16 protein-coding genes are annotated in these 21112 nt (G+C 46.5%); 5 read left to right on the plus strand and 11 right to left on the minus strand.

From position 1 onward, the window contains the following. Positions 1-32: 32 nt before the first annotated feature. From QUB56_RS07450 to QUB56_RS07470, 5 genes are all read right to left on the minus strand, one after another. Positions 33-362 (minus strand): type II toxin-antitoxin system PemK/MazF family toxin, encoded by a 330-nt coding sequence (locus QUB56_RS07450; protein WP_332954437.1) that lies wholly within the window; start codon positions 360-362, stop codon positions 33-35. Next, positions 346-543, minus strand: coding sequence for a hypothetical protein (locus QUB56_RS07455; RefSeq protein ID WP_332954438.1), 198 nt, complete (start codon positions 541-543; stop codon positions 346-348). The genes QUB56_RS07450 and QUB56_RS07455 overlap by 17 nt, the downstream gene beginning before the upstream one ends. Before the next feature lie 75 nt (positions 544-618). Further along, a complete protein-coding gene (locus QUB56_RS07460; protein ID WP_332954439.1) occupies positions 619-759 on the minus strand; it encodes a hypothetical protein in 141 nt (46 codons plus the stop codon). Positions 760-814: 55 nt separating this feature from the next. Beyond that, on the minus strand, positions 815-1708 hold the full coding sequence (locus tag QUB56_RS07465; RefSeq protein WP_332954441.1) for a CNNM domain-containing protein: 894 nt from the start codon (positions 1706-1708) through the stop codon (positions 815-817). Positions 1709-2072: 364 nt separating this feature from the next. Next, on the minus strand, positions 2073-3161 hold the full coding sequence (locus QUB56_RS07470; RefSeq protein ID WP_332954444.1) for a hypothetical protein: 1089 nt from the start codon (positions 3159-3161) through the stop codon (positions 2073-2075). Between the two features lie 114 nt (positions 3162-3275). On the opposite strand from QUB56_RS07470, the gene QUB56_RS07475 reads away from it, so the two are divergent. From QUB56_RS07475 to QUB56_RS07485, 3 genes are all read left to right on the plus strand, one after another. Continuing rightward, positions 3276-4193 carry a YihY/virulence factor BrkB family protein gene (locus QUB56_RS07475; RefSeq protein WP_332954446.1) on the plus strand — a complete coding sequence of 306 codons (918 nt, stop codon included), beginning with the start codon at positions 3276-3278 and terminating at the stop codon, positions 4191-4193. 766 nt (positions 4194-4959) lie between these two features. After that, positions 4960-6225 carry a glycosyltransferase gene (locus QUB56_RS07480; protein WP_332954448.1) on the plus strand — a complete coding sequence of 422 codons (1266 nt, stop codon included), beginning with the start codon at positions 4960-4962 and terminating at the stop codon, positions 6223-6225. A 102-nt stretch (positions 6226-6327) separates the two neighbouring features. After that, entirely contained in the window at positions 6328-7383 is a 1056-nt protein-coding gene (locus tag QUB56_RS07485) for a glycoside hydrolase family 104 protein (RefSeq protein WP_332954450.1), read from the plus strand. Between the two features lie 250 nt (positions 7384-7633). Here the strand turns inward: QUB56_RS07485 and QUB56_RS07490 are convergent, their stop codons facing one another. The 3 genes from QUB56_RS07490 to QUB56_RS07500 all read right to left on the minus strand — a co-directional run bounded on the left by QUB56_RS07490 (position 7634) and on the right by QUB56_RS07500 (position 11393). Further along, on the minus strand, positions 7634-8350 hold the full coding sequence (locus tag QUB56_RS07490) for a DevA family ABC transporter ATP-binding protein (RefSeq protein ID WP_332954452.1): 717 nt from the start codon (positions 8348-8350) through the stop codon (positions 7634-7636). A gap of 247 nt (positions 8351-8597) precedes the next feature. Next, on the minus strand, positions 8598-9782 hold the full coding sequence (devC, locus tag QUB56_RS07495; RefSeq protein ID WP_332954454.1) for an ABC transporter permease DevC: 1185 nt from the start codon (positions 9780-9782) through the stop codon (positions 8598-8600). Positions 9783-9980: 198 nt separating this feature from the next. Next, on the minus strand, positions 9981-11393 hold the full coding sequence (locus tag QUB56_RS07500) for an HlyD family efflux transporter periplasmic adaptor subunit (protein ID WP_332954456.1): 1413 nt from the start codon (positions 11391-11393) through the stop codon (positions 9981-9983). A gap of 113 nt (positions 11394-11506) precedes the next feature. Between QUB56_RS07500 and QUB56_RS07505 the strand changes: the two genes are divergently transcribed. Further along, positions 11507-12118, plus strand: coding sequence for a TetR/AcrR family transcriptional regulator (locus QUB56_RS07505; RefSeq protein ID WP_332954457.1), 612 nt, complete (start codon positions 11507-11509; stop codon positions 12116-12118). 88 nt (positions 12119-12206) lie between these two features. Here QUB56_RS07505 and QUB56_RS07510 read toward each other — a convergent pair whose 3' ends face one another. From QUB56_RS07510 to QUB56_RS07520, 3 genes are read right to left on the minus strand one after another with little or no spacing between them, the layout of a single operon-like run. After that, positions 12207-12977, minus strand: coding sequence for a hypothetical protein (locus tag QUB56_RS07510; protein ID WP_332954458.1), 771 nt, complete (start codon positions 12975-12977; stop codon positions 12207-12209). A gap of 13 nt (positions 12978-12990) precedes the next feature. Then, positions 12991-13143 (minus strand): hypothetical protein, encoded by a 153-nt coding sequence (locus QUB56_RS07515; RefSeq protein WP_332954459.1) that lies wholly within the window; start codon positions 13141-13143, stop codon positions 12991-12993. A 10-nt stretch (positions 13144-13153) separates the two neighbouring features. After that, the gene (locus QUB56_RS07520; RefSeq protein WP_332954460.1) at positions 13154-14629 is read right to left on the minus strand and encodes a mechanosensitive ion channel domain-containing protein; all 1476 of its coding nucleotides are present in this window, start codon (positions 14627-14629) and stop codon (positions 13154-13156) included. 885 nt (positions 14630-15514) lie between these two features. On the opposite strand from QUB56_RS07520, the gene QUB56_RS07525 reads away from it, so the two are divergent. Continuing rightward, entirely contained in the window at positions 15515-21112 is a 5598-nt protein-coding gene (locus QUB56_RS07525) for a PAS domain S-box protein (protein WP_332954461.1), read from the plus strand.

The raw sequence follows: 21112 nt of genomic DNA on the forward strand, positions 1-21112 counted from the left end.
ACAAACAGGAAGTATTATACTGTATGGCTGCACTACAACCCTAACCAACCTCGAAGAGATTGGTCAAGTCTCTCAGCATCAGAATCTGCTAATTTGCCAAGCGTTGTTACAACCAAGCTTTCATGCACTGTATACAAACCTCGCTTGACTGCTGTAGCCACATTTAACCCTGCTGTTGACCATTCAGCAAGTACGAACTCACCCTCAAGTAAGGATGCAGTTTTGCTTGTCAATGGCACAATCATAATGTCTTGAGATACGTGCGGCGCACTCACAACAATTGCTGGTCTTACCTTAGAACTAGACAAGTCTGAAAAGGGATATCTAACTAAAACTATGTCATTTTTAGAGGAGCTGGGCATAGACATCATCCTCAGTATTGTCCCAAACTCTATCTAGTGATGCTTGACTCGCTTGAAGCCAAAACTCAGCTTCTTCATCAGGTAAGAGTGTTACTAATACTTTTGCCCCTTCGGGTAACTCTGATAACTCCAGCAGTTCAATTTTCCCTTGTCGAACAGTAGCCCAAAGTGTTTTCAGCATATCCACCTCATAAACTGTGCTTTATGCAATTTGCAGATTTTTGGTAAGTTGTCGCACTGAGCGACTAATTACAACCTAACACTGTTTTAGCCCGATCGCCTGACCGGGAGTGGCTAGCAATGTTTCGCCCAGAAGATGGACAAACTGCGACATTACGCGATCGCTCTTTGCACCGCTGCAGTCGTTGATCCGCAGGAAAGGTTTGTAGCGGCGCATTGCAATGCCATTATCACGGTTGGATCTACAATCAAATTTGCAACCCGATTTGCTATCAATTTAACACGAGTTCTGGCTGCTGAGTCTCAAACAAAGGGCGAGTTACCTGACGCACTAGCACTGTTTCTAAACTGCCTTCTACTACACTTTCTGCTTCTATTTCCAACTCGCCCCACAATAGCCGATCGCCTCGATCGGGCATTTTACCTAAATTGTGGATTACGAATCCGGCGATTGTTTGGTAAGCTTGGTTAGTCGGCAGGTTTAACCCGAGTTTTTCATTAACTGCTGTCACTTCCCAATTGCCAGAAATTAGTGCCGAATGAGCATCTTTTTGAACGAGAGTTGCCTGGGAAGGTGACACCAGCGGTTGAGGCTCTTTACTGGTAATCCAACCGGTCAGCAGTCGCACGGTACCGTTGAGAATTGCTAGCAGCGGCCACAGTAATTTTGAGCAGAGTTCGAGGGCTGGCATCAACAGCAAAGCGGTGCGTTCTGGGGCGTGGGTTGCTAATACTTTGGGGATTAGTTCTCCTAAGACTATTTCTACGTAAGTTACAAAGATAAAAGCTGCAGGAACTGCGATCGAATGAGCAGTCAGCACCGCCGACCAATGACCGATCGGCAATTTATCGATCCACGGTTCGATCCAGTGTACAGTCGCTCCCTCACCCAACCAACCCAACAGCAAACTCCCTGCTGTTGTGCCTGTTTGAGTCACAGACAGGTAATGCGGTATGTTCTTCTGAGCTTGGTGGACGAGTTCGGCGGTTTTAGCGGTTGGGCGATCGTCCAACTGGGCAAGTTGGCGGATTTGATGGCGATCGGCTGATACTAATGCTAGTTCAGACGCCACAAAAAAAGCGATTAAAAGTGTTAAGCCCAGCAACATTGCTAATCTCAGCATTGTTTGAGCGACTTCTATTTCTAAGCAGGTAATGTTGTTCAAGATAGATATCTAATAGGATAGAGGTGTGAGGTTAATTCTTTTATTTTAGCTTGCGATTCAGATAGGTTGAAAGCCCGACATTTCGGATATCCGCACTACCCTTATTCGTAGGTGCGCCGAGGCGCACCTTACCCGTATAACTTGTAAACTCTTTCTCCTCTCTTACTTCGCGCCCTTGGCGTCTTCGCGGTTCGTTTTAACTGAGATATTGCACCATTCTCAATTACTTGTTTAGGAACAGGCATCTTGCCTGTTCCACAATAAAATTCATCTCTTGTGGAACAGGCATCTTGCCTGTTCTTGACAATGATGCAAGATGTGAGTTAAAAAAATATAATTCACAAAACCGGAACTCATTGCAATATCAACTCTCCCTTACTTCCCGGAGCGAGTTAATTTCCGTAAAAGTATCCACCGGATCGGACTTCAACCCGCCTTGAATGTAATTCAACTTAACTTCTTCCAACAAATCCGACAGCAGCGACTGCAATTCCCCGAGAGTTTTCTCATCTTGCAATTCCCGCCGCAAACTTTGATTAAATTCTTGGCTGAAATTATCGAGAATTTTTCTACCTTTATCGTCTTCATAAGTAGTAGATACCACATCAACAGCAGTTTTAGCCAAATAATTCGCTAGCTGTTCCGTCATCTCCGCCGGCAAAATGTTAATCGGAGAGAAATTTTGCAGGATTTGATAAAAATCCGACTGTTTGATTGTTGTTTCCAAATTGTGGTGCAGCAATTGTTCTAAATCCGGTTGCACCTGCGGCAAAACTTTGTAAATTGTCAGATCCAAAATCCGCTTGGTAATTTGTTCGATCGTATTTTCCTGATTGACGTGAAGGTACGGCTGCTGCTGCGCCAGCAGTAGCTGCGCCGCATCGCCCTGTTTAATCGAACTTTTAGCTTGATTGATAAACCGCACCATCATGTATTCCGACATCGTATCGGCTAAATAAGCCACCGGTTCGTAGGTAACTTGAGCAACTACGCGATCGAGATTCAGCAAACCCGACTTGTGCAGCCGCACCAATACCGGCAGAATCCGCCACCCCTGCCAAATCGGGATCACCAGAAACACCTCGTACCAGCGCCTGAGCACAAAATCAAACCAAGTTACCCCCGGTTTGCGGCGGGTATGGTACAGACTTTTAATCAAGAATTCCGCCCCAAAATAACCGATAAAAAACGTATCAATTCGCCAAAAATGGTCAGCACTTTTCAAATATTCGGGATTTGGCAAACTCGAATCAATACCTTTAATCGGGTCATAAATTTTAACTAAACTCGGAAAAAAGCTCTGATAAACAGGGCGCAACTGAAGGTAACTGAAATGGAAAAGCACCAGCAAGAAATTAACCACCGCTACTAATGCGCTCAATTTTGCCCAAGACATAGCTTTTTTGGACAACTTTACATCGGTGCTGTTAACAATTGTGTTGGAATCTGACATAAAAGTAATTTTCCGAATTTTCTAATCGATAAATCTATCTTGTGGCCGACGCTAAAAAACTCCTAACCTCTTAAAATCCCTGGGTAAACGCTAAGTATAAGGAAACCCAAAGCCGTGAATTTAAAAACAGTCATATCGCTGCTCAAACAAACTTTTACTGAATGGCAAGAAGATAAAGCGCCAACCCTAGCCGCCGCCCTAGCCTATTACACAGTCTTCTCCCTCGCCCCGCTGCTAATTATCGTAATTGCGATCGCCGGTTTAGTCTTTGGTGCAGACGCAGCCCAAGGTCAAATCGTCGCCCAACTCCAAAGTTTAATCGGCAAAGATGGCGCCGAAACCGTCCAAGAACTCATCCTCAAAGCCTCCGAACCCAAATCGGGAATGATTGCTACTTTAGTCGGCATCGCTACACTTTTGTGGGGCGCTTCCAACGTGTTTACTAATCTCAAAGAAGCCCTCAATACTATTTGGAATGTTTCACCGCCCCCCGGACGAGGAATCTGGGGATTTCTGCAAGACCGCATATTGTCTTTTGCAATGATTTTAGGCATAGGCTTTCTACTGCTAGTATCTTTAGTAATTAGTGCCATTTTAGCCGCCGTCAGCTATTGGTTGAACGGCTTGCTGCAATTACCAATCAACATTTGGCAGATTGTGGACTTTGCTCTCTCCTTTGGCGTAGTTACGCTGCTTTTTGCCTTAATTTACAAACTTTTGCCCGATGTCAATCTTGCCTGGAATGATGTTTGGATCGGCGCCGCCATCACCTCAGTGCTGTTTACGATCGGCAAATCCATAATTGGAATTTACCTCGGAGGTAGCGGTATTGCCTCTACCTACGGTGCTGCGGGTTCCTTCGTGATTATCCTGCTTTGGATTAATTATTCCGCTCAAATTCTCTTCTTAGGTGCCGAGTTTACCCAAGTTTGGACTAACCGATACGGATCTAAAATGCCAGGTTCGCAACAGAATATCCTCAAGAGCGAAAACGGGGAATCCTCCCCACGCAAACAGCGGAAGAAGTCTTAACATTAGACAAAGGGGAAATTTGAGGTTAAACTCGCACTCCGGGTTTGACAGAAGAAGCCAGAAGCCAGAAGGAATAAGCCAGAAGGAAGAGGGAAAAAGGCAGAAGGCGGGAGGCGGAAGGAAAGAAAAATTTTGAATGCAATAATTTTGCTTTTTTTTTCGCTAGCCCTATAATATTCGGTCTTTGGGACGACCGACTTCTGCTTTCTCAAAAGCCCTACTTATATCAATTCCGGCCTTACTGCCGGAATGATATCAAATCCGCGCTTCAGGAGTCGGGCGTCAAGTTGAATCAACCTCGCAACAAATAATTCGCGCAATTTTCATTTTTTTGACCCGCCCGTCAACAGTCAACAGTCAACAGTCAACAACGATTCCGGTGCAACCGGAATAGATATTATTTAGCCAGAGTAGTAAAATTCTAGCTGCGGCTGACCTCGCATTTCTAGCAGCAAGCGGAAAGCAGGCTCGAGTTAGATAGTGCTAGGAGGTGCGAGTTTGACACCGGGCAGAATACGGAAAATTATTCCCTTCACCCTCGTTCATTTATATTTAGATTATCTAAAGTTTGAGCTGCTGCACGTCTCTGTCAGCAGAAGGAACTCGTCTGTAAATTTTTCCCTGCCACTTATCCCTGAAGGATGATTTATCGCTCTCGTATTTTGACTTTAATAAAAATGAGCTAGAAGATGCGAGTCCCGGCGCCGCAGCCAAAATTACACTTTAAATCTTCTTCTGAAATATTTGTAATTTTTGGTAAACAATCATGATTTCATTAACTAAAAAACGCATCGCTCTCATCTCCGTACACGGCGATCCCTCTCTGGAAATTGGCAAAGAAGAAGCGGGCGGGCAAAATGTTTACGTGCGTCAAGTAGGGGAAGCTCTGGCTAAACAGGGGTGGCAAGTTGATATGTTCACCCGCTCATCCGATCGGCAACAAGCAAGCATTGTACAGCACAGTCCCAATTGCCGGACAATTCGGCTAGTAGCAGGCCCGCAAGAATTTATTCATCGCGACGAACTTTATGGATATTTACCAATCTTTGTTCAAGAATGGCAGAAGTTTCAGTTAGAGTCAGGCTGTGAATATCCCTTAGTTCACACAAATTACTGGCTGTCTGGTTGGGTGGGAATGGAGTTGAAAAAATCGCAACCCCTGCTGCAAGTTCACACTTACCATTCTTTGGCAGCAGTTAAATACAAGTCGGTTTCGACAATTCCGAGGATTGCCAAAACCAGGCTGCAAGTAGAAAAAACACTTCTGGAAACAGCCGATCGCGTGGTGGCTACCAGTCCCCAAGAAAAAGAACACATGAGGTCTCTGGTTTCCTCAAAAGACAATATTGACATCATTTCCGGCGGGACCGACATTGAACGGTTCGGCTCGATCGCCCTCAGGACCGCCCGCCGCGAGTTGGGAATAGCCCCCGAAACCAAAGTCGTGTTGTACGCCGGCAGTTTAGACCCCGGATCGGGCATCGAAACCTTAGTCCGCGCCGTCAGTCTGTCGGCCGTACCCAAAGCCGATTTAAAACTGATAATTGGCGGCCGGTGGCGTGCTCTCGAAAGCGACGGCCTGGAGCGCGATCGTATCGGCAGCATCGTTGAAGAACTCGGCCTGAGCGATATTACCAGTTTTCCCGGCGGCTTGAGCGGAGACATTCTCCCCGCCTACTACGCCGCCGCCGATGTGTGCGTCGTTCCCAGCCACTACGAACCCCTGGGTTTAGTGGCCCTGGAAGCGATGGCCTCCGGCACGCCCGTCATCGCCTCCTCTGTGGGAGCGCTCCAATATACTGTAGTGCCCGAAGAAACAGGTTTGCTCGCGCCACCAAAAAATGAAGCAGTCTTTGCCGATGCGATCGATCGCTTGTTAGGTGACTCACTATGGCGCCAGCAACTCGGACACACAGCCCGCCAGCGCGTCGAAACCTATTTCAGTTGGGACCGTATCGCCTCCCAACTCAGTCAACTTTACACTCAACTGCTGCAACAATCGGCCACTCAACTTGACCCCGTGAGCGCTTAGTAGTATCACTGAGTATGGTTGAAGCCTGTTTCCCTTGATCCCTGCTTCACTTATCCGTTCTAAGTGGGAACCTTCAACAATAACTGATCTCAGGAGGTACTATTGTACGCACCAGAACATCGGGAAAGCCATCTGCAACCCCTTTCAGACATCGAGCTAATTCGCCTGTGGGCCGATCGCAAATCCCCCCGCAGCAAGCGCTTTAGCTGGCAGGCGGCCCACCGTTTTCGGCTGTTTGTAGAAAAACCGCTGGCAGAAGTGACTCTCACAGATGTCGAGACTTTCGCCGCAGCAATGAGGGTGAGCAAACTTGCACCCGGTTTCTACAAGCAAACCTTGCTAGCGCTGAAATCGCTGTTTGCCTTCGGCCAGCAAACGGGAATCTTGCCCGCAACCATCCCCCTGCACGGGTGGCCGGTGCGGCAGCGCAGGCAACTGTCCAAACCCCTCCGTTTTAGACTCTCTGGGATTTTGTGCATCTGTGTGTGCTTGTTTTTGGGTCGAATGACGGCGAGACTGTGGGGACAATCAGTCTGGGCAGAAAGCTCGCCCGCCTCGAAACGCTTGCCGTCCGTTGCAGCGCTCAACTCACCACACCCCAGAGAGGATAACATCGAGGGTTCACCGGAACCCGAAACTGCAACCCTGAATTCACCAGATCCCACAGAGGATAGCAGACTCGATAGCATCGGGCCCCAACGTCGAGTCAAAGCCTTTCTCGATACGATTGCCGCCGCCGAAGGCACCGCTAGCCCCGACGGCTACCGCACTCAGTACACCGGCACCACATTCGCCAGCTTTCAAGATCATCCCAGGGAAATGAGGTGCGGCCGCCGCTACGGCAAAAAACTCTGTTCCGACGCAGCGGGGCGATATCAGTTTCTCAGCACAACTTGGGACAGATTCGCCAAAAAATTTAGCGTCAGCGATTTCAGCCCAGAAAATCAAGATTTGATGGCTATAGAGTTAATCCGAGAAAAAGGTGCATTAGAAGATATAGAAGCGGGTCGGTTGGAGTCAGCAGTGAGAAAACTCGCTTACATCTGGCCTTCTTTTCGCCGTTATGGCGGTTCCGTGGAATCGTCGATGCCGAAACTAGAAGCAATGTATCAGCAAAATTTGGATCTCGATCGCCAAAAATTGATCGTTAGCAATTAGTCAACAGTCCCAGGACGAGTTGAGATTGCGGTTTGGCACTTTTGGATTAAATTTTGACATCCAAAATTGAAAATGGGGGAGTTATGGGTAATATCAAATCCGTTAGTATCGGCATAGTAAATTCGAGTTCACTGTTGACTGTTCACTGTTCACTGTCAACCGTCAACAGTCAACAGTCAACCGTCAACCGTCAACATCATGCCGGTGTAACCGTCCATGATATGATGTCTATTCTTCGGAAATTTAAAAATTAGGCTAATTTCCCATCTTCCATGTGAAAGATGCGATCGGCAATATCCAAAATTCGGTTATCGTGGGTTACTAACAAAATAGTACAACCCTGCTCTTTGGCAAGTTTCTGCATTAAATTCACCACTTCGCGACCGGATTTGCTGTCCAGGGCGGCTGTTGGTTCGTCAGCTAAAACAATTTGCGGTTGACTGACCAAAGCGCGGGCGATCGCAACTCTTTGTTTCTGTCCCCCTGACAAGTCATCTGGATAATAGTTAATCCGCTGTTCCAGTCCTACTAACTCTAGCATTTTTGCAGAGCGATCGCGCATTTGGGAACGCGACAAATTTCCGTGAACTTCCAAACCCATCTGCACGTTTTGCAGCGCCGTCAAACTGCGGTGCAAGTTGTGCGCCTGAAAAATATAGCCTATTTGGCGCCGCGCCTTTACCAATTGGTCTGAACTTGCTTTGCACATTTCTTGACCGAGAATTTTGAGACTTCCCGATTGGCCGGATCTCAATCCGCCAATCAAAGTTAAAAGCGTGGTTTTTCCCGAACCGGAAGGTCCCGTCATCAGCACGATTTCACCTGCATTAATTTCGAGATTAATGCCAAAAAGTACCTGTTTTCGCAGTTGACCTTGACCGAAGTAGTGGTCGAGTTGGTGAGCGGAAATTATAGGTTCAGGAATCTGTAGTGCGTTGGTTGTTGGGGAGAGAGTAGTATAATTCATATGTTATTGGTTTGAGGTGAGAGATTTAATTAAGAGACCAGGTTGCCTAAATCTTTGATTGAGAGGGAAACCGCAGATGAACGCAGATGAACGCCGATGGATTTTAAGATTGTTGGCAAATTTTGCAATTCAAGTCTAATAAACCGCTTTGGTCGCCGACAACGCAGAGGAAAAAGAAGAGAAGGATTACAAAAAATATGTTTTTAGTCAGGATTTTAGTCTTTAATGCTCTCTTATTCATTTTCCTTTAAAACATATCTGCTGGGTCGGCTGCTTGCAGTTTGCGAGTGGCAATCGCTCCGGAAATAGTACACATAATTACGTTCAATATTAATACTGCAACTGCTCGACCCAGCGTCATGTACAGGGGTAAATTTGTGGCTTTGCGAGTTAAAGAGTAGAGTCCGAGAGAGACTCCTACTCCCGGCAAAAAACCGAGGACGGAAAGAATTAGAGCTTCTTCAAAAACGATGCCGAGTAAATAAACATTGCGGTAGCCCATCGCTTTGAAAGTAGCGTATTCTCCCATGTGGTCGCTGACATCGGTTGAGAGAACTTGATAAACAATAATGACGCCAACTACAAAACCCATCGCTACGCCTAAATTAAATACAAAGCCGATCGCCGTATTCTTAGCCCAATAGTTTTTCTCAAAATCGATAAATTCTTCTTTGGTTAGTACCTTGACATCCGGCGGTAAGTATGCTTTCAAAACTTGTTGAACTTCCACGGGGTCAGCACCCGGTTGCAGTTGAATTAATCCGGCATTGACACTCGCGGCGTTTTGTCTGGGAAACAGGCGCAGGTAATTTTGATCGCTAGTCATCAAAATACCGTCGGCGGCAAAAGATGCTCCAACTGTGAATAAACCGCTGACGTTAATCCTGCGTCGCTCGACCTCAGCTTTAACGGCTTTTCCTCGATCGATTTGCGCGATCGTCCCTTGGTAATCTCCTCTAGAAGCTCGATCGAACAACATGGTATCCGGCAATTTAATCGCGCTCAAATTTTGGTTGACTTCTGGAAGCGCAAATGCGGGGTGGTTGGGATTGAAACCGACCACCATCAGCGATGTTTCGCGCCGAGTTTCGGGATTTTTCCAGTTAGCAATTTTTACGTAAAGCGGCTCGGCTGATTTTACGCCCGGTACGTTCATTGCTTGATACAATCTGCGTCTGGGGAAGGAAGACAAATTAATCAAGTTTCGCGCTTGGGGGTGAATCAAAACTAAGTCTGTTTGCAGGGTTTGATGCAGCCGCGTATTGCTGGTGTAAAGCGCATTTTGAAAGCCTAGCTGCATGAACATCAAAACGTCAGCAAAGGCAATTCCTGCTACTGCAACGAGCATTCGCCCTTTGTCGTGACTCAGTTGCAGCCATCCGAGGGGAGTTCTGCGTCTTAACTGTTGTAAGGGTTGGATGAGTCCAAGCATAGGATTTTAGATTTGGGATTGGGGATTGAATTGATAGGACTGATGGTTTTCTCTCTTCGTACTGCAAGAATATGTGATTATTGAACCGCTTTCGACGCGTTAGGCGAAGCCGCGCGTAAGCGCTAGGACACGAAGGAAGAGTAAGGAAGTAGTAGAGAGTTTTTTACTGGGAGGGGAGTAAGATTTTTTACTTAATCTTTAATTTCCGATCGCTACTTTGACTTGCAAATTGGTTAATCCCGCTACTTTCTGGCTGGAAGCTTTATCTAAGCGCACTTTTACTTCGACAATTCGACTATCAATATTCGCAGAAGGATCGGTGTTAACAATGTTTTGCCGCTGCACTTGCAAACCAATATGTTCGACAGTTCCCCGCAATTCGCCGGTCAAAGCATCGCTTGTAATTTTGGCGGTTTGTCCGAGGCGTACTTTGTCCACATCGCTTTCGTAGATTTCCGCAACAGCCACCATCTGGCGAGTTTGTCCGAGTTCGACAATGCCGTCGTTTCCTACCCTTTCCCCCGGATGCGTGTGAATTTTTAGGACTTGCGCGTCTCTGGGAGCACGGATGTAAGCTAGATCCAGATTGGCTTTGGCTTGTTTGGCGGCTGTTGCTGCCTCCCTGACTTTGGCGGCGGCTTCTGCTATGTCAACGGGACGCACTTCGGCGATGCGATCGAGATTTGCTTTGGCTTCGTCGATTTGCTGTTGTCGAGATTGCTCAACTTGGCTGAGTTTGGCTTGGGCTTCGTTAATCTGCTGTTGGCCCGATTGCTGAATTTGATTTAGTTTGGCTTGCGCTTCGTTAATTTGTTGTTGGCGCGATTGGCGAATTTGATTCAGTTTTGCCTTTCCTTGGTTGAGTTGCTGTTGGGCTGTTTCGGCGGCGAGGCTTTTGCTGTCGCTAGTTGAAGCGGAAATTGCTCCCTGTTCGTACAGTTGGGAGTAGCGCCGATCTTCGCTTATGGCGTTGCGGAGTTCGGCTTGTAGGCGGGCAATTGTGGCTTGTTGGGTTTGAATTTCTCCTTGCTGTTCGGCCCTGATGCGGGCAATTGTGGCTTGTTGCGCTGCAATGGAGGTGCTGCGATCGACTTCTAGACGGGCAACGATCGCCTGTTGCGCTGCGATCTCGTTGCTGCGATCGGCCCTGATGCGCGCAATGGTGGCTTTCTGGGCTTGAATTTCGCCGTTTTTGGCTCCAGCTTTGACTTTTGCTAGGTTTGCTTCGGCGACGCGCACTTGTTCTTGAGCTTGGTCGAAGGCGGCTTGCTGGCGATCGCGGCTGTCCAAAATTGCGATCGTCTGACCTGTTTTCACCATGTCTCCTTCTTTTACCAGGAGTCGATCGATCCGGTTTCCTTCCGCCGCACCGGAGGCGGAGACTTTAATTACTTCTCCTCTGGGTTCGAGTCGCCCCAAGGCTGTAACTCCGGTTAATTGGGATGCTGCGACGGCTGCTGCTGCTGCTGCGTTGGGATCGGGTATGCGCGATCGCCAGATCCTGTAGCCTGTTCCCCCTGCCACCAGGGTTGCTACTGCTGCCACAACTAGGAGTTGTTTAACTAGGGATGGATTTGAGGATAAGCCGTCCCCTGTTGCCCGGTGTACCATGACACACCTCATTTTTTAGGTTGATAAAACTAAACCGTTTAGTTCTTTCTTAAGACTAAACCGTTCAGTATAATCATGTCAAGACCCGAAGCAAAAAATTACAAAGACAAGCGATGGCCAGGACAAAACCCAGCGAACCAGACAGCGCCTCCGCAAGTGACAAAACCGAGCAAATCCTGCAAGGTGCGATGCAAGAATTTTTAACCCACGGCTACGCGGGGACGAGTATGGACAAGGTAGCGAAGACGGGCGGAGTTTCCAAAGCCACCGTTTACAGCTATTTTGCAGATAAAGAAGGATTATTCGTGGCGTTGGTACAGCGGCTGGCGCGAGAAAAAGTCAATTTTACACTTCTGGATGAAGAACCGGCCGTAGCGCTGCGATTCGTTGCCACCACTCTATTAGACCAGGTGACGCAGGAACCTGAATTTCTCAATTTTGTGAGGTTAGTGATTGCCGAATCAGGGCGTTTTCCCCAGTTAGCGCAGACTTTTGTGAAAAACTTAGCTAAACCGGGAATCGATCGCCTTACTCAATATTTGGCATCGCATCCAGAGTTAAAATTGCCCGATCCGGAGGCAACGGCGCGGATTTTTATTGGATCGCTGGTATATTTCCAGTTAACGCAGCATATGATGCACGGCAAAGATATTATCCCAATGGAGCGCGATCGACTGATCGACGGTCTGCTGCACTTGATTTTATCGCCGCAGTCGAATTCCTAAGTGCGATCGACAGAATCTAGGAATTTTATTTGATAATTATTTAAATGCCATAAAGAGCGAGATCCCTTTATGGCTGCGATCGCAGGTTTTAGTCAGGTGTTTTTCCTAACCTTTCCCTCAATTCCTCAGCCGATAACTGCGGCAGTTGTTCTACAAACAATGTCAATTCGGCCACAGGCAATGCCAATAAATTAGTAACTGCTGCAGGCAGAAGATCGCCCAATTCAGGCGATCGCATTTGCAAGACGCTTTCAGCTAACAATTTAACCGCTGCTGCCCGCCCTGTTTCATCGACTGTCAGCATCGATATTGCCAGCAACAGCACTGTAAATTCCGCCGCCTGCAACTTGGATATTGGAGATAGAAAAACAGTCATTTTGGGGCTTAATTCTCCAAATCTGACTTGCAGAAAGTTTTCTAAGATTAAGCGCTGTTGTTCTTGTCTGCCTTGTTCTAGTCCTTCTTCTAGTCCTTCTTCTCTAGCTTGTTGCTGTGCTGCTTGTATTTCTTGTTGAAAAAGTGGTGCAATGGTCATAATTAACTCCCTCTCTTCTGGCTCTAATTCTTGTGGCGCATCCGTTACTAAATTTGACTGTAACCGATACAGCAATTCTAGCGCGATAATCCGCAACGGATCGTCCGCAGCTAAAGCGCTTAATTGGGAAATAGCCCTTTGCTGCACTCCCCCTTTGCCCAAAATCCTCAACCACAGGGTTTCTGGAGTTTCTGGCAACTGGTGAATCGCCACAATTGCAGTCCGCAAAGATTCCCCGAAAAAATAGATTCCCTGCATCCAATTCTCTGTGTCTGGTATCGCATTAAAGCTATCTACCAATACTTTTGATGCTGTGGACAACAATCGATTTTAGATTTTAGATTTTAGATTTTAGATTGAAGAAAGTGAAGTAAACATCGATTTCTCGGACTTCGGAAGTCACATCTCGGCCGACATTGACCGTTCCCATCGGCGAAAGCAATTCCTCCAGGTATTCTTTGGCAAAGCGATCGTGAATAAATCGCGTCATAGAAATTATTTCACACACTAAATAGAGTTTTCACCCTTTTTCTCACCCATTCTACAGGATTTTCCTCGTCTTCCGCTGCATCTACCAATTCCATTTCTCGCAATAATTGCTGTCTCTCGCGGAGTTCTTCTTTGTGTTTGACTATTTCTTTAATAATCTGTTCAGATAAATCCGGTCGTTCAGTTAAAACTTTCTGGAAACCTTCTTTATTGATGGCGAACAAAATTGTTTCTTCCAAAGCTCTTACCGAAGCAGTTCTGGGGATTCCCAACATCAAAGAAAGTTCCCCGAAAAACTGACCAGAACCGAGGTTATTCAGATGTTTGTCAATAGCTTCGACAAAAACTTCGACTGAACCTGAAAGAATTATGTAAAAAGCATCTCCGGGGTCGTTTTCGCGAAATAAAAATTCTTGCGATCGCAGCCGTTTGCGGTATCCAACTTCAATCAATTGCCGCAATTCAATATCCGTCAGATTTTCAAAGTATTCCACCTCTCGCAGCAAACAGCTAAGGGACGATGGCTTTTTCAGTTTCTCTGGAAAAATTGGCAGTTTTTGCTCATTTTCAGAGTAACTTTTCGGGAGGTCAATTGCAGTTTCTTTTTTGTTGAACATTGACAACAGAACTTCGGGATTTTGCAAATAAATTTCTCGGTCATTGAAGGGAAATTCGATTTTATTGTGGCGAAAACTGTACTCGATCGCAAAATTCAAAGAACTTTTAATTACTTCTCTTTCAGTCGGCCTGTCCGTCCAAACTAAAAGTTCAAATTTAAAACTATCATCGCCAAACTCGACAAAAAATACTTTCGGATTCGGTTCGTACAAAACTCCCGCTTCCGCGTAAGCAATATTTAACAGAGTTTCTGTCACTAACAGCGGGTTACTATTTTCGGCTACTTCTACGGGAACTCGCAGACAGAGGAGCGAGTTTTCGTAACTCCAGTTAACAATTTTGTTGCTAATCATTTTGCTGTTGGGAACTATGACGCTGGAGTCGTCATTGGTTTGGATGATGGTCGATCGAATCGAGATTTTTTTGACGATTCCCATTAATCCTTCTAATTCCACAAAGTCTCCAACTTTCACAGGTCTGTCTAAAAGCAGGGTTAAGCCGCTGACAAAATTAGTTGTTAAATCCTGTATTCCAAAGCCGAGTCCGACTCCCAATCCCCCCGCAACTACTGCAAAAGAAGCGAGGTTGAAGCCGATGCTTTGGATGGCGACGATGGCTCCCAAAGCTACTATTAAATAGCCAATAATTACTGCGATCGCTTCTCGATTTCCCTCGTCAATTCCCAGTCTTACGAGCAAGCGTTCCTTAAGAAAGCCAGTAAAATAACGCGAGATAACGAGGATAGCTATGAACAATACAATCAGTTCCACAAGTGACTGCAGCGATACAGGATTCTCACCTATTTTAAATAAGGTCGCTGTAAAAATGTGGAAAATTTCTGTCAATAATTCTTCGGGTATTGTATTCAATTTCGTTGTCAATAAAATAAGTTTTGTGTTACCAAAATTTCAGCTCTTGGCACTAAAGACGTTAGTCCTTAGTGCCAAGTAAAAAAATAAAGGACTGAAGTCGTTACCACGAACTCTTGACCTGTTTTTAGGGTAATAAAAAACAGAAGTCATTACATAGATGTGTGGTTACTCAGACTGCGCCGTTATCCGTATTGCCAATTTATCAGATATATTGTCTTCCCATGCCTGCGGTTAGTGTGCCGCTTTTTCGTAATACCAGAATCATCTATTATTCCAGGGACCCCTCTACTAACTTGAGTCAAAGTTAACTCTATGCAATTTTATCATAGTTGCCAGTGATTTTTTCTTGAAGTTCGGTTATAAACTTAAGTAGGGATTAAGGAGACGAATATTTAATGGAAATGTCAACATATCCAAGTATGACAATGACTTTAACTGGTGGCAGAGATAGTGCTACCCCTGTGCCAGTGCGTAATTCCTGTCTGTATAGGAAAATATATCACTAAAATTTTCCTGAATATAACTGAAATTGAGAACATTCCCAGAATAGATAGTTAGCCTCCTACCAATATAATTGATGAGTAATATAAATGGTTGGCGATATATCCGAAGAATAAACGCAAATAGTGTAGCACAGGTATCAGATCAAATCCGTTAGCATCGGAATAGTAAATTCGAGTCAACAGTCAACAGTCAACAGTCAACAGTCAACAGTCAACATCACGGACGGTGTAACCGGAAATGATATCAATATCGCCTTGAAAGCCTAAGGGTCGCGCTACTGAATGTTTTCTTGATTACCAAAATTGGATGCAAGGTTTTTCTTGCGATCGCCCAATTGGACAGAAATTCTAAAATAAAAGCTGAAAAGCACGAGCCAACATGACCAAATTCCCCTCAGAGAAAACCCAACCGCCACAGCAAGAGAGTACAACAGCACAGCTATTGCGACAGGCCCAGTTCGAGGCTTTTTTTGCTGCAGCGAATGCCGGAATGATGATTTTAGACCGCGAACTCCGGTACGTCCAAATTAACGAAGCTATGGCCGAGCTCAATGGCATTTGTGTGGCAGACCATATTGGTAGGTTGTTGCGTGAAGTGCTGCCCGAATTGGCTGCGACTCTGGAACCAATGCTGCAAGAAATTCTGGATACGGGCAAGCCAATTCTCGACTATGAAGTAGCGGGTGAAACGCCGAAACAACCAGGCCTCCTGCGCTACTGGCAAGCATCTTACTATCCTTTGCGGGATGAAAATGGGCTGGTTTTTGGTGTGGGTGCCATTGTGGTTGAAATTACCGATCGCAAGCGGGCAGAGAAAGAGCAGGCACGACTGACGGCAATTGTAGAAGCAACTTCCGATTTAGTAGGAGTTGCAGATGCGAGCGGGCATAACATCTACCTGAACAAAGCCGGACAGAAAATGCTGGGGATATCCCCAGACGAAGCAGGATATCAGTTTAGTATAAATTCTGTGTTAGCTCCCTCGGCAAGGGCAAAATTCCGCGACGAAGTTTTTCCAACCGCCTTACGAGAGGGTACCTGGGCTGGTGAAATCCTATTTTTGTCGCGCGATGGGCAAGAAGTTCCAGTCTCCCAGGTTTTGATCGTCCACAAAACGGCAGCGGGCGAAGTCGAGTTTATTTCCACTATTGCGCGGGATATTCGCGATCGCAAAAAAGCAGAGGAAGAACGGCAATTGCTTGTGACAACAATCGAAAATAGCCGTGACTTTATTGGCGTTGCCTCAATGGAGGGTCGCGCTTTACTCCTGAATCAGGCTGGTTTGGATTTAGTTGGACTCAGTAGTTTGGAGGAAGTCAGAACCAAACATATTACCGACTTCTTCATGGCAGAAGATCTGGACTTTGTACAGCAGTCTATTTATCCTGCGGTGATGAAAGAGGGAAGTTGGCGGGGTGATTACCGCTTCAGACATTTCGTGACAGGTCAACCTATCGCGGTAGATTACACCCAATTTCTGATTAAACATCCAGAGACTAATGAACCTATAGCGATTGCCAGTATTACGCGGGATATTCGCGATCGCAAAACCGCAGAAGATGTCCTCAAACAAAGTGAAGAACGATTTCGATCTTTGACAGAAGCCACCGCTCAAATTATTTGGATCGCCAATGCAGACGGTGAAATGGCCATCGAGCAACCTACTTGGAATGCATTTACAGGACAGACCTTTGATAATTACAAGGGATGGGGCTGGCTAGAAACGGTCCACTCAGACGATCGCGATCGCGTTGCTAGCTCGTGGTCGGCGGCTATTGGCAATCGAGTCCCCTATGAAGGTGAATTTCGTATGCGCCGCTGGGACGGGGAATATCGCTACATGAGTTGTCGTGCTGTACCAATTCTGAACGCGGACGGTTCAATTCGGGAATGGGTTGGGGCTAATACAGATATTACCGATCGCTTCCAAGCTCAAGAAGCTCTGCGCCAACAGCAAGCTGCGCTGCGCGATCGCAACGTCTTGTTGACCTCTATTTTGGAAAGTACGCCAGACATAATTGTTGTTAAAGACCGGGAAGGTCGATATGTTGCCCTTAATTCCAATGTGGCAAAATCCTTTTACGGTAAAACCATTGAGGAAATTATCGGTAAAGATGATTCGGAACTCCTTCCCCCTGCTGCCGCCGTTTCAATAATGGCAAAAGACCGCCAGATCATGGAAACAGGCACTACTGAAACCTACGAAGAAGATGTTTCTAATGGTAAGGGCAGCACTTCTTTTTTAACCACAAAAGCCCCTTGGCGGGACGCTCAAGGCAACATTATCGGCCTGATCGCCATAGCACGAAACATAAACGATCGCAAACAAGTCGAAGCGGATCTGCGCGAACGCAACGCACTGCTAAATTCTATTTTGGAAAGTACACCCGACTTCATTGTGGTTAAAGATCGGGAAGGGCGTCTTGTTGCCCTTAACTCCAATCTGGCAAACTTCTTTGGCAAGCCAATTGAGGAAATCATCGGCAAAGATGATTCGGAATTACTGCCGCCTGATGTTGCCCGTAAGATTATGGCAAACGATCGCCAAATTATGGCAACAGGAATCGCTGAGACTTACGAGGAAGATGTCTCTACTGGTGAAACCAGCACCACCTTTTTCACTACCAAGGTTCCTTGGCGGGATAATCAGGGCAATATCGTCGGCATCATCGCCACAACACGAGATATTAGCGATCGCAAACAAGCCGAGCAAAAACTCCGCCAAACGCTAGAAATGCTCGACTTAGCTAGCGATGCTATCATTATTCGGGATATGGATGACCGCATCATCTACTGGAACCAAGGTGCAGAAAAGCTCTATGGTTGGACAAAAGCCGAAGTAGTAGGGCAGTACATTCACACATTCTTGGAAACCTTCTTTCCTACACCGTTAGAAACCTTATTGGCAGAGTTTTTCCAGCAGGGAAGTTGGGAAGGAGAACTTCACCACACCACCTGCGATCGTCGGCATATTATTGTCGGAAGTCGCTGGACATTACAGCGCGACGGGGAAGGAAAGCCTTGTGCCCAACTCGAAATTAATAATGACATTAGCGATCGCAAACAAGCCCAAGATGCGATCGAACAAAGCGAAGAACGCTATCGTTCGCTAATCGCTGCTACGTCCCAAATGGTCTGGACAGCGGATGCTGAAGGAAGAAGCCCCGATCTACCGAGTTGGAGAGCTTACACCGGACAAACCCAAGCCCAGATGGCAGGTTTGGGCTGGTTAGATGCAATTCACCCCGACGATCGGGAACGAACGAATCAGGTCTGGATGGAAGCAGCGCAAACGAACAGCCTGTTTGAGATAGAATATCGACTCCGGGGAGCGGATGGAAACTATCGTTATTTTCAAGCTAGAGGGGTGCCAATTCAGAATGAAGATGGCAGCGTCCGGGAGTGGGTTGGCACTTGTACCGATATCCACGATCGCAAACAAGCCCAAGATGCGATCGAACAAAGCGAAGAACGCTATCGTTCGCTAATCGCTGCTACGTCCCAAATTGTCTGGACAGCGGATGCTGAAGGAAGATGCCCAGATATACCGACTCTGAGAGCTTACACCGGACAAACCGAAGCCCAGGTGGTTGGTTTTGGCTGGTTAGACGCATTTCATCCGGACGATCGCGAACGAACGGATCGGGCCTGGATGGAAGCAGTGCAAACGAAAACCATGTATGACGTACAATATCGAATCCGCGGAGCGGATGGAAACTATCGTTATTTTCAAGGTAGGGCGGTGCCAATTCTGAATGAAGATGGCAGCATCCGGGAGTGGGTTGGCACTTGCACCGATATCCACGATCGCAAACAAGCCGAAGATGCTATCAAACAAAGCGAAGAACGCTATCGTTCGCTAATCCTTGCCACCTCCCAAATTGTCTGGATAACGGATCCTGAAGGAAGATGCGAGGATACACCGAGTATGAGAGCTTACACCGGACAAACGGAAGCTGAGGTGGTTGGTTATGGCTGGTTAGATACAATCCACCCGGACGATCGCGAAGGAACACTTCAGGTGTGGATGGAAGCAGTGCAAAGGAAAAGCCTGTATGAGATGGAATATCGACTCCGGGGAGCAGATGGAAACTATCGTTATTTTCAAGCTAGAGCGGTGCCAATTCTGAATGAAGAGGGCAACATCCGGGAGTGGGTGGGCACTTCCATCGATATCCACGATCGCAAACAAGCCCAAGATGCGATCGAACAAAGCGAAGAACGCTATCGTTCGCTAATCGCTGCTACGTCCCAAATGGTCTGGACAGCGGATGCTGAAGGAAGATGCCCATATCTACCGAGTTGGAGTGCTTACACCGGACAAACCGAAGCCGAGATGGTTGGTTTGGGCTGGTTAGATGCAATTCACCCGGACGATCGCGAACGAGCCAATCAGGCGTGGATGGAAGCAGTGCAAACGAAAAGCCTGTATGAGATAGAATATCAACTCCGCTCTGGGGATGGAAACTATCGTTATTTTCAAGTTAGAGGGGTACCGCTTCTGAATGAAGATGGCAGCATCCGGGAGTGGGTTGGTACTTGTACGGATATCCACGATCGCAAACAAACAGAAATCGTACAAGCACAAGCCAGGGAAGCCGCAGAAGCAGCAAGTCGAGCTAAAAGTGAATTCCTTGCTAACATGAGCCACGAGTTGCGGACTCCCCTTAATGGCATCATGGGATACGCGCAGATTCTTCAGCGTTCCAAATTTTTGAATGAAGAAGAGCGATCGCGCATTAATGTGATTTATCAGTGCGGTTCCCATTTACTGACTTTAATCAATGATATTCTCGATTTGGCGAAAATTGAAGCCCAGAAAGTGGAACTCATGCCTACTGATTTTCATTTCCCGGCGTTCCTGCAAGGTGTAGCAGAGATGTGTCGCATCCGAGCAGAACTTAAGGGAATTCACTTCCATTTTCCATCAAGCCCCGAACTCCCGATCGGTATTCATGCGGATGAAAAACGCTTGCGACAAGTGTTAATTAATCTTTTAAGCAACGCTATTAAATTTACCGATCAGGGCAGTGTCACTTTTATAGTCAGTTTTGCAACAGAAGGAAAACTTCGCTTTGAAATACGCGATACAGGTAGCGGCATTGCACAAGACCAACTCCCAGCTATCTTTCAGCCCTTCGAGCAGGTAGGAGATCGCAGACGGCACACGGAAGGCACCGGATTGGGACTCGCAATTAGCCAAAGGATTGTAGAATTAATGGGCAGTACCATTCAGGTTCAAAGTGAGATAAATGTTGGCAGTATTTTTTGGTTTGATGTTAATATATCTCAAGCCGATGAATGGGTGAAAACATCTCAAATCGACCATCAGGGGCAGATTATCGGCATCAAAGACCGCCAACCTAAGATTGTGGTTGTCGATGACAAATGGGCTAACCGTTCGGTAATTAGCAATTTGCTCAGTCCGATAGGCTTTGAGGTGTCGGAAGCCAACGATGGACAGGAAGGGTGGGAAAAAATTCTAGAGGTGCAGCCCGATTTAATCGTTACCGACCTATTAATGCCCGAAGTAGATGGCTTCGAGCTAATTAAGCGGGTGCGAGAATCGGAAAACTTCAAAGACCTGATGATTATTGTCTCTTCTGCCAGCGTATTTGAAACCGATCAGTACAGAAGCTTAGAGGCAGGAGCCAACGCCTTTATTGCCAAACCTATTCAAGCAACGGAACTCCTGCAAAAATTGCAAGAGTATCTAGAGTTGGAATGGGTTTACGAAGCTAATGAAGCTCCACTGGCGATCGGCTCAGACACCAATGAGCTAATTTCCCCCCCTGCTACGTCCATGGAAATACTATACGAGCTGGCCATGAAAGGAAATTTCCGAGAAATAGTTCAGCAGGCGGTATTACTTGAACAACTCGATCCCAAATACATTCCCTTTGCTAAAAGATTGCATCAGATGGCAAAGGACTTCCAAGACGAAGAGATTTTAGCGTTTATTCAATCCTACAAGTAA

Source organism: Microcoleus sp. AR_TQ3_B6 (assembly GCF_036702785.1).
GTDB lineage: Bacteria > Cyanobacteriota > Cyanobacteriia > Cyanobacteriales > Microcoleaceae > Microcoleus.

What these genes read in the sequence shown, in the direction of transcription:
- QUB56_RS07450 (WP_332954437.1), bottom strand. Translation starts at nt 362, where the DNA reads ATGCCCAGCTCCTCTAAAAATGACATAGTTTTAGTTAGATATCCCTTT.
- QUB56_RS07455 (WP_332954438.1), bottom strand. Translation starts at nt 543, where the DNA reads ATGCTGAAAACACTTTGGGCTACTGTTCGACAAGGGAAAATTGAACTG.
- QUB56_RS07460 (WP_332954439.1), bottom strand. Translation starts at nt 759, where the DNA reads ATGCGCCGCTACAAACCTTTCCTGCGGATCAACGACTGCAGCGGTGCA.
- QUB56_RS07470 (WP_332954444.1), bottom strand. Translation starts at nt 3,161, where the DNA reads ATGTCAGATTCCAACACAATTGTTAACAGCACCGATGTAAAGTTGTCC.
- QUB56_RS07480 (WP_332954448.1), top strand. Translation starts at nt 4,960, where the DNA reads ATGATTTCATTAACTAAAAAACGCATCGCTCTCATCTCCGTACACGGC.
- QUB56_RS07490 (WP_332954452.1), bottom strand. Translation starts at nt 8,350, where the DNA reads ATGAATTATACTACTCTCTCCCCAACAACCAACGCACTACAGATTCCT.
- devC (WP_332954454.1), bottom strand. Translation starts at nt 9,782, where the DNA reads ATGCTTGGACTCATCCAACCCTTACAACAGTTAAGACGCAGAACTCCC.
- QUB56_RS07500 (WP_332954456.1), bottom strand. Translation starts at nt 11,393, where the DNA reads ATGGTACACCGGGCAACAGGGGACGGCTTATCCTCAAATCCATCCCTA.
- QUB56_RS07505 (WP_332954457.1), top strand. Translation starts at nt 11,507, where the DNA reads ATGGCCAGGACAAAACCCAGCGAACCAGACAGCGCCTCCGCAAGTGAC.
- QUB56_RS07515 (WP_332954459.1), bottom strand. Translation starts at nt 13,143, where the DNA reads ATGACGCGATTTATTCACGATCGCTTTGCCAAAGAATACCTGGAGGAA.
- QUB56_RS07525 (WP_332954461.1), top strand. Translation starts at nt 15,515, where the DNA reads ATGACCAAATTCCCCTCAGAGAAAACCCAACCGCCACAGCAAGAGAGT.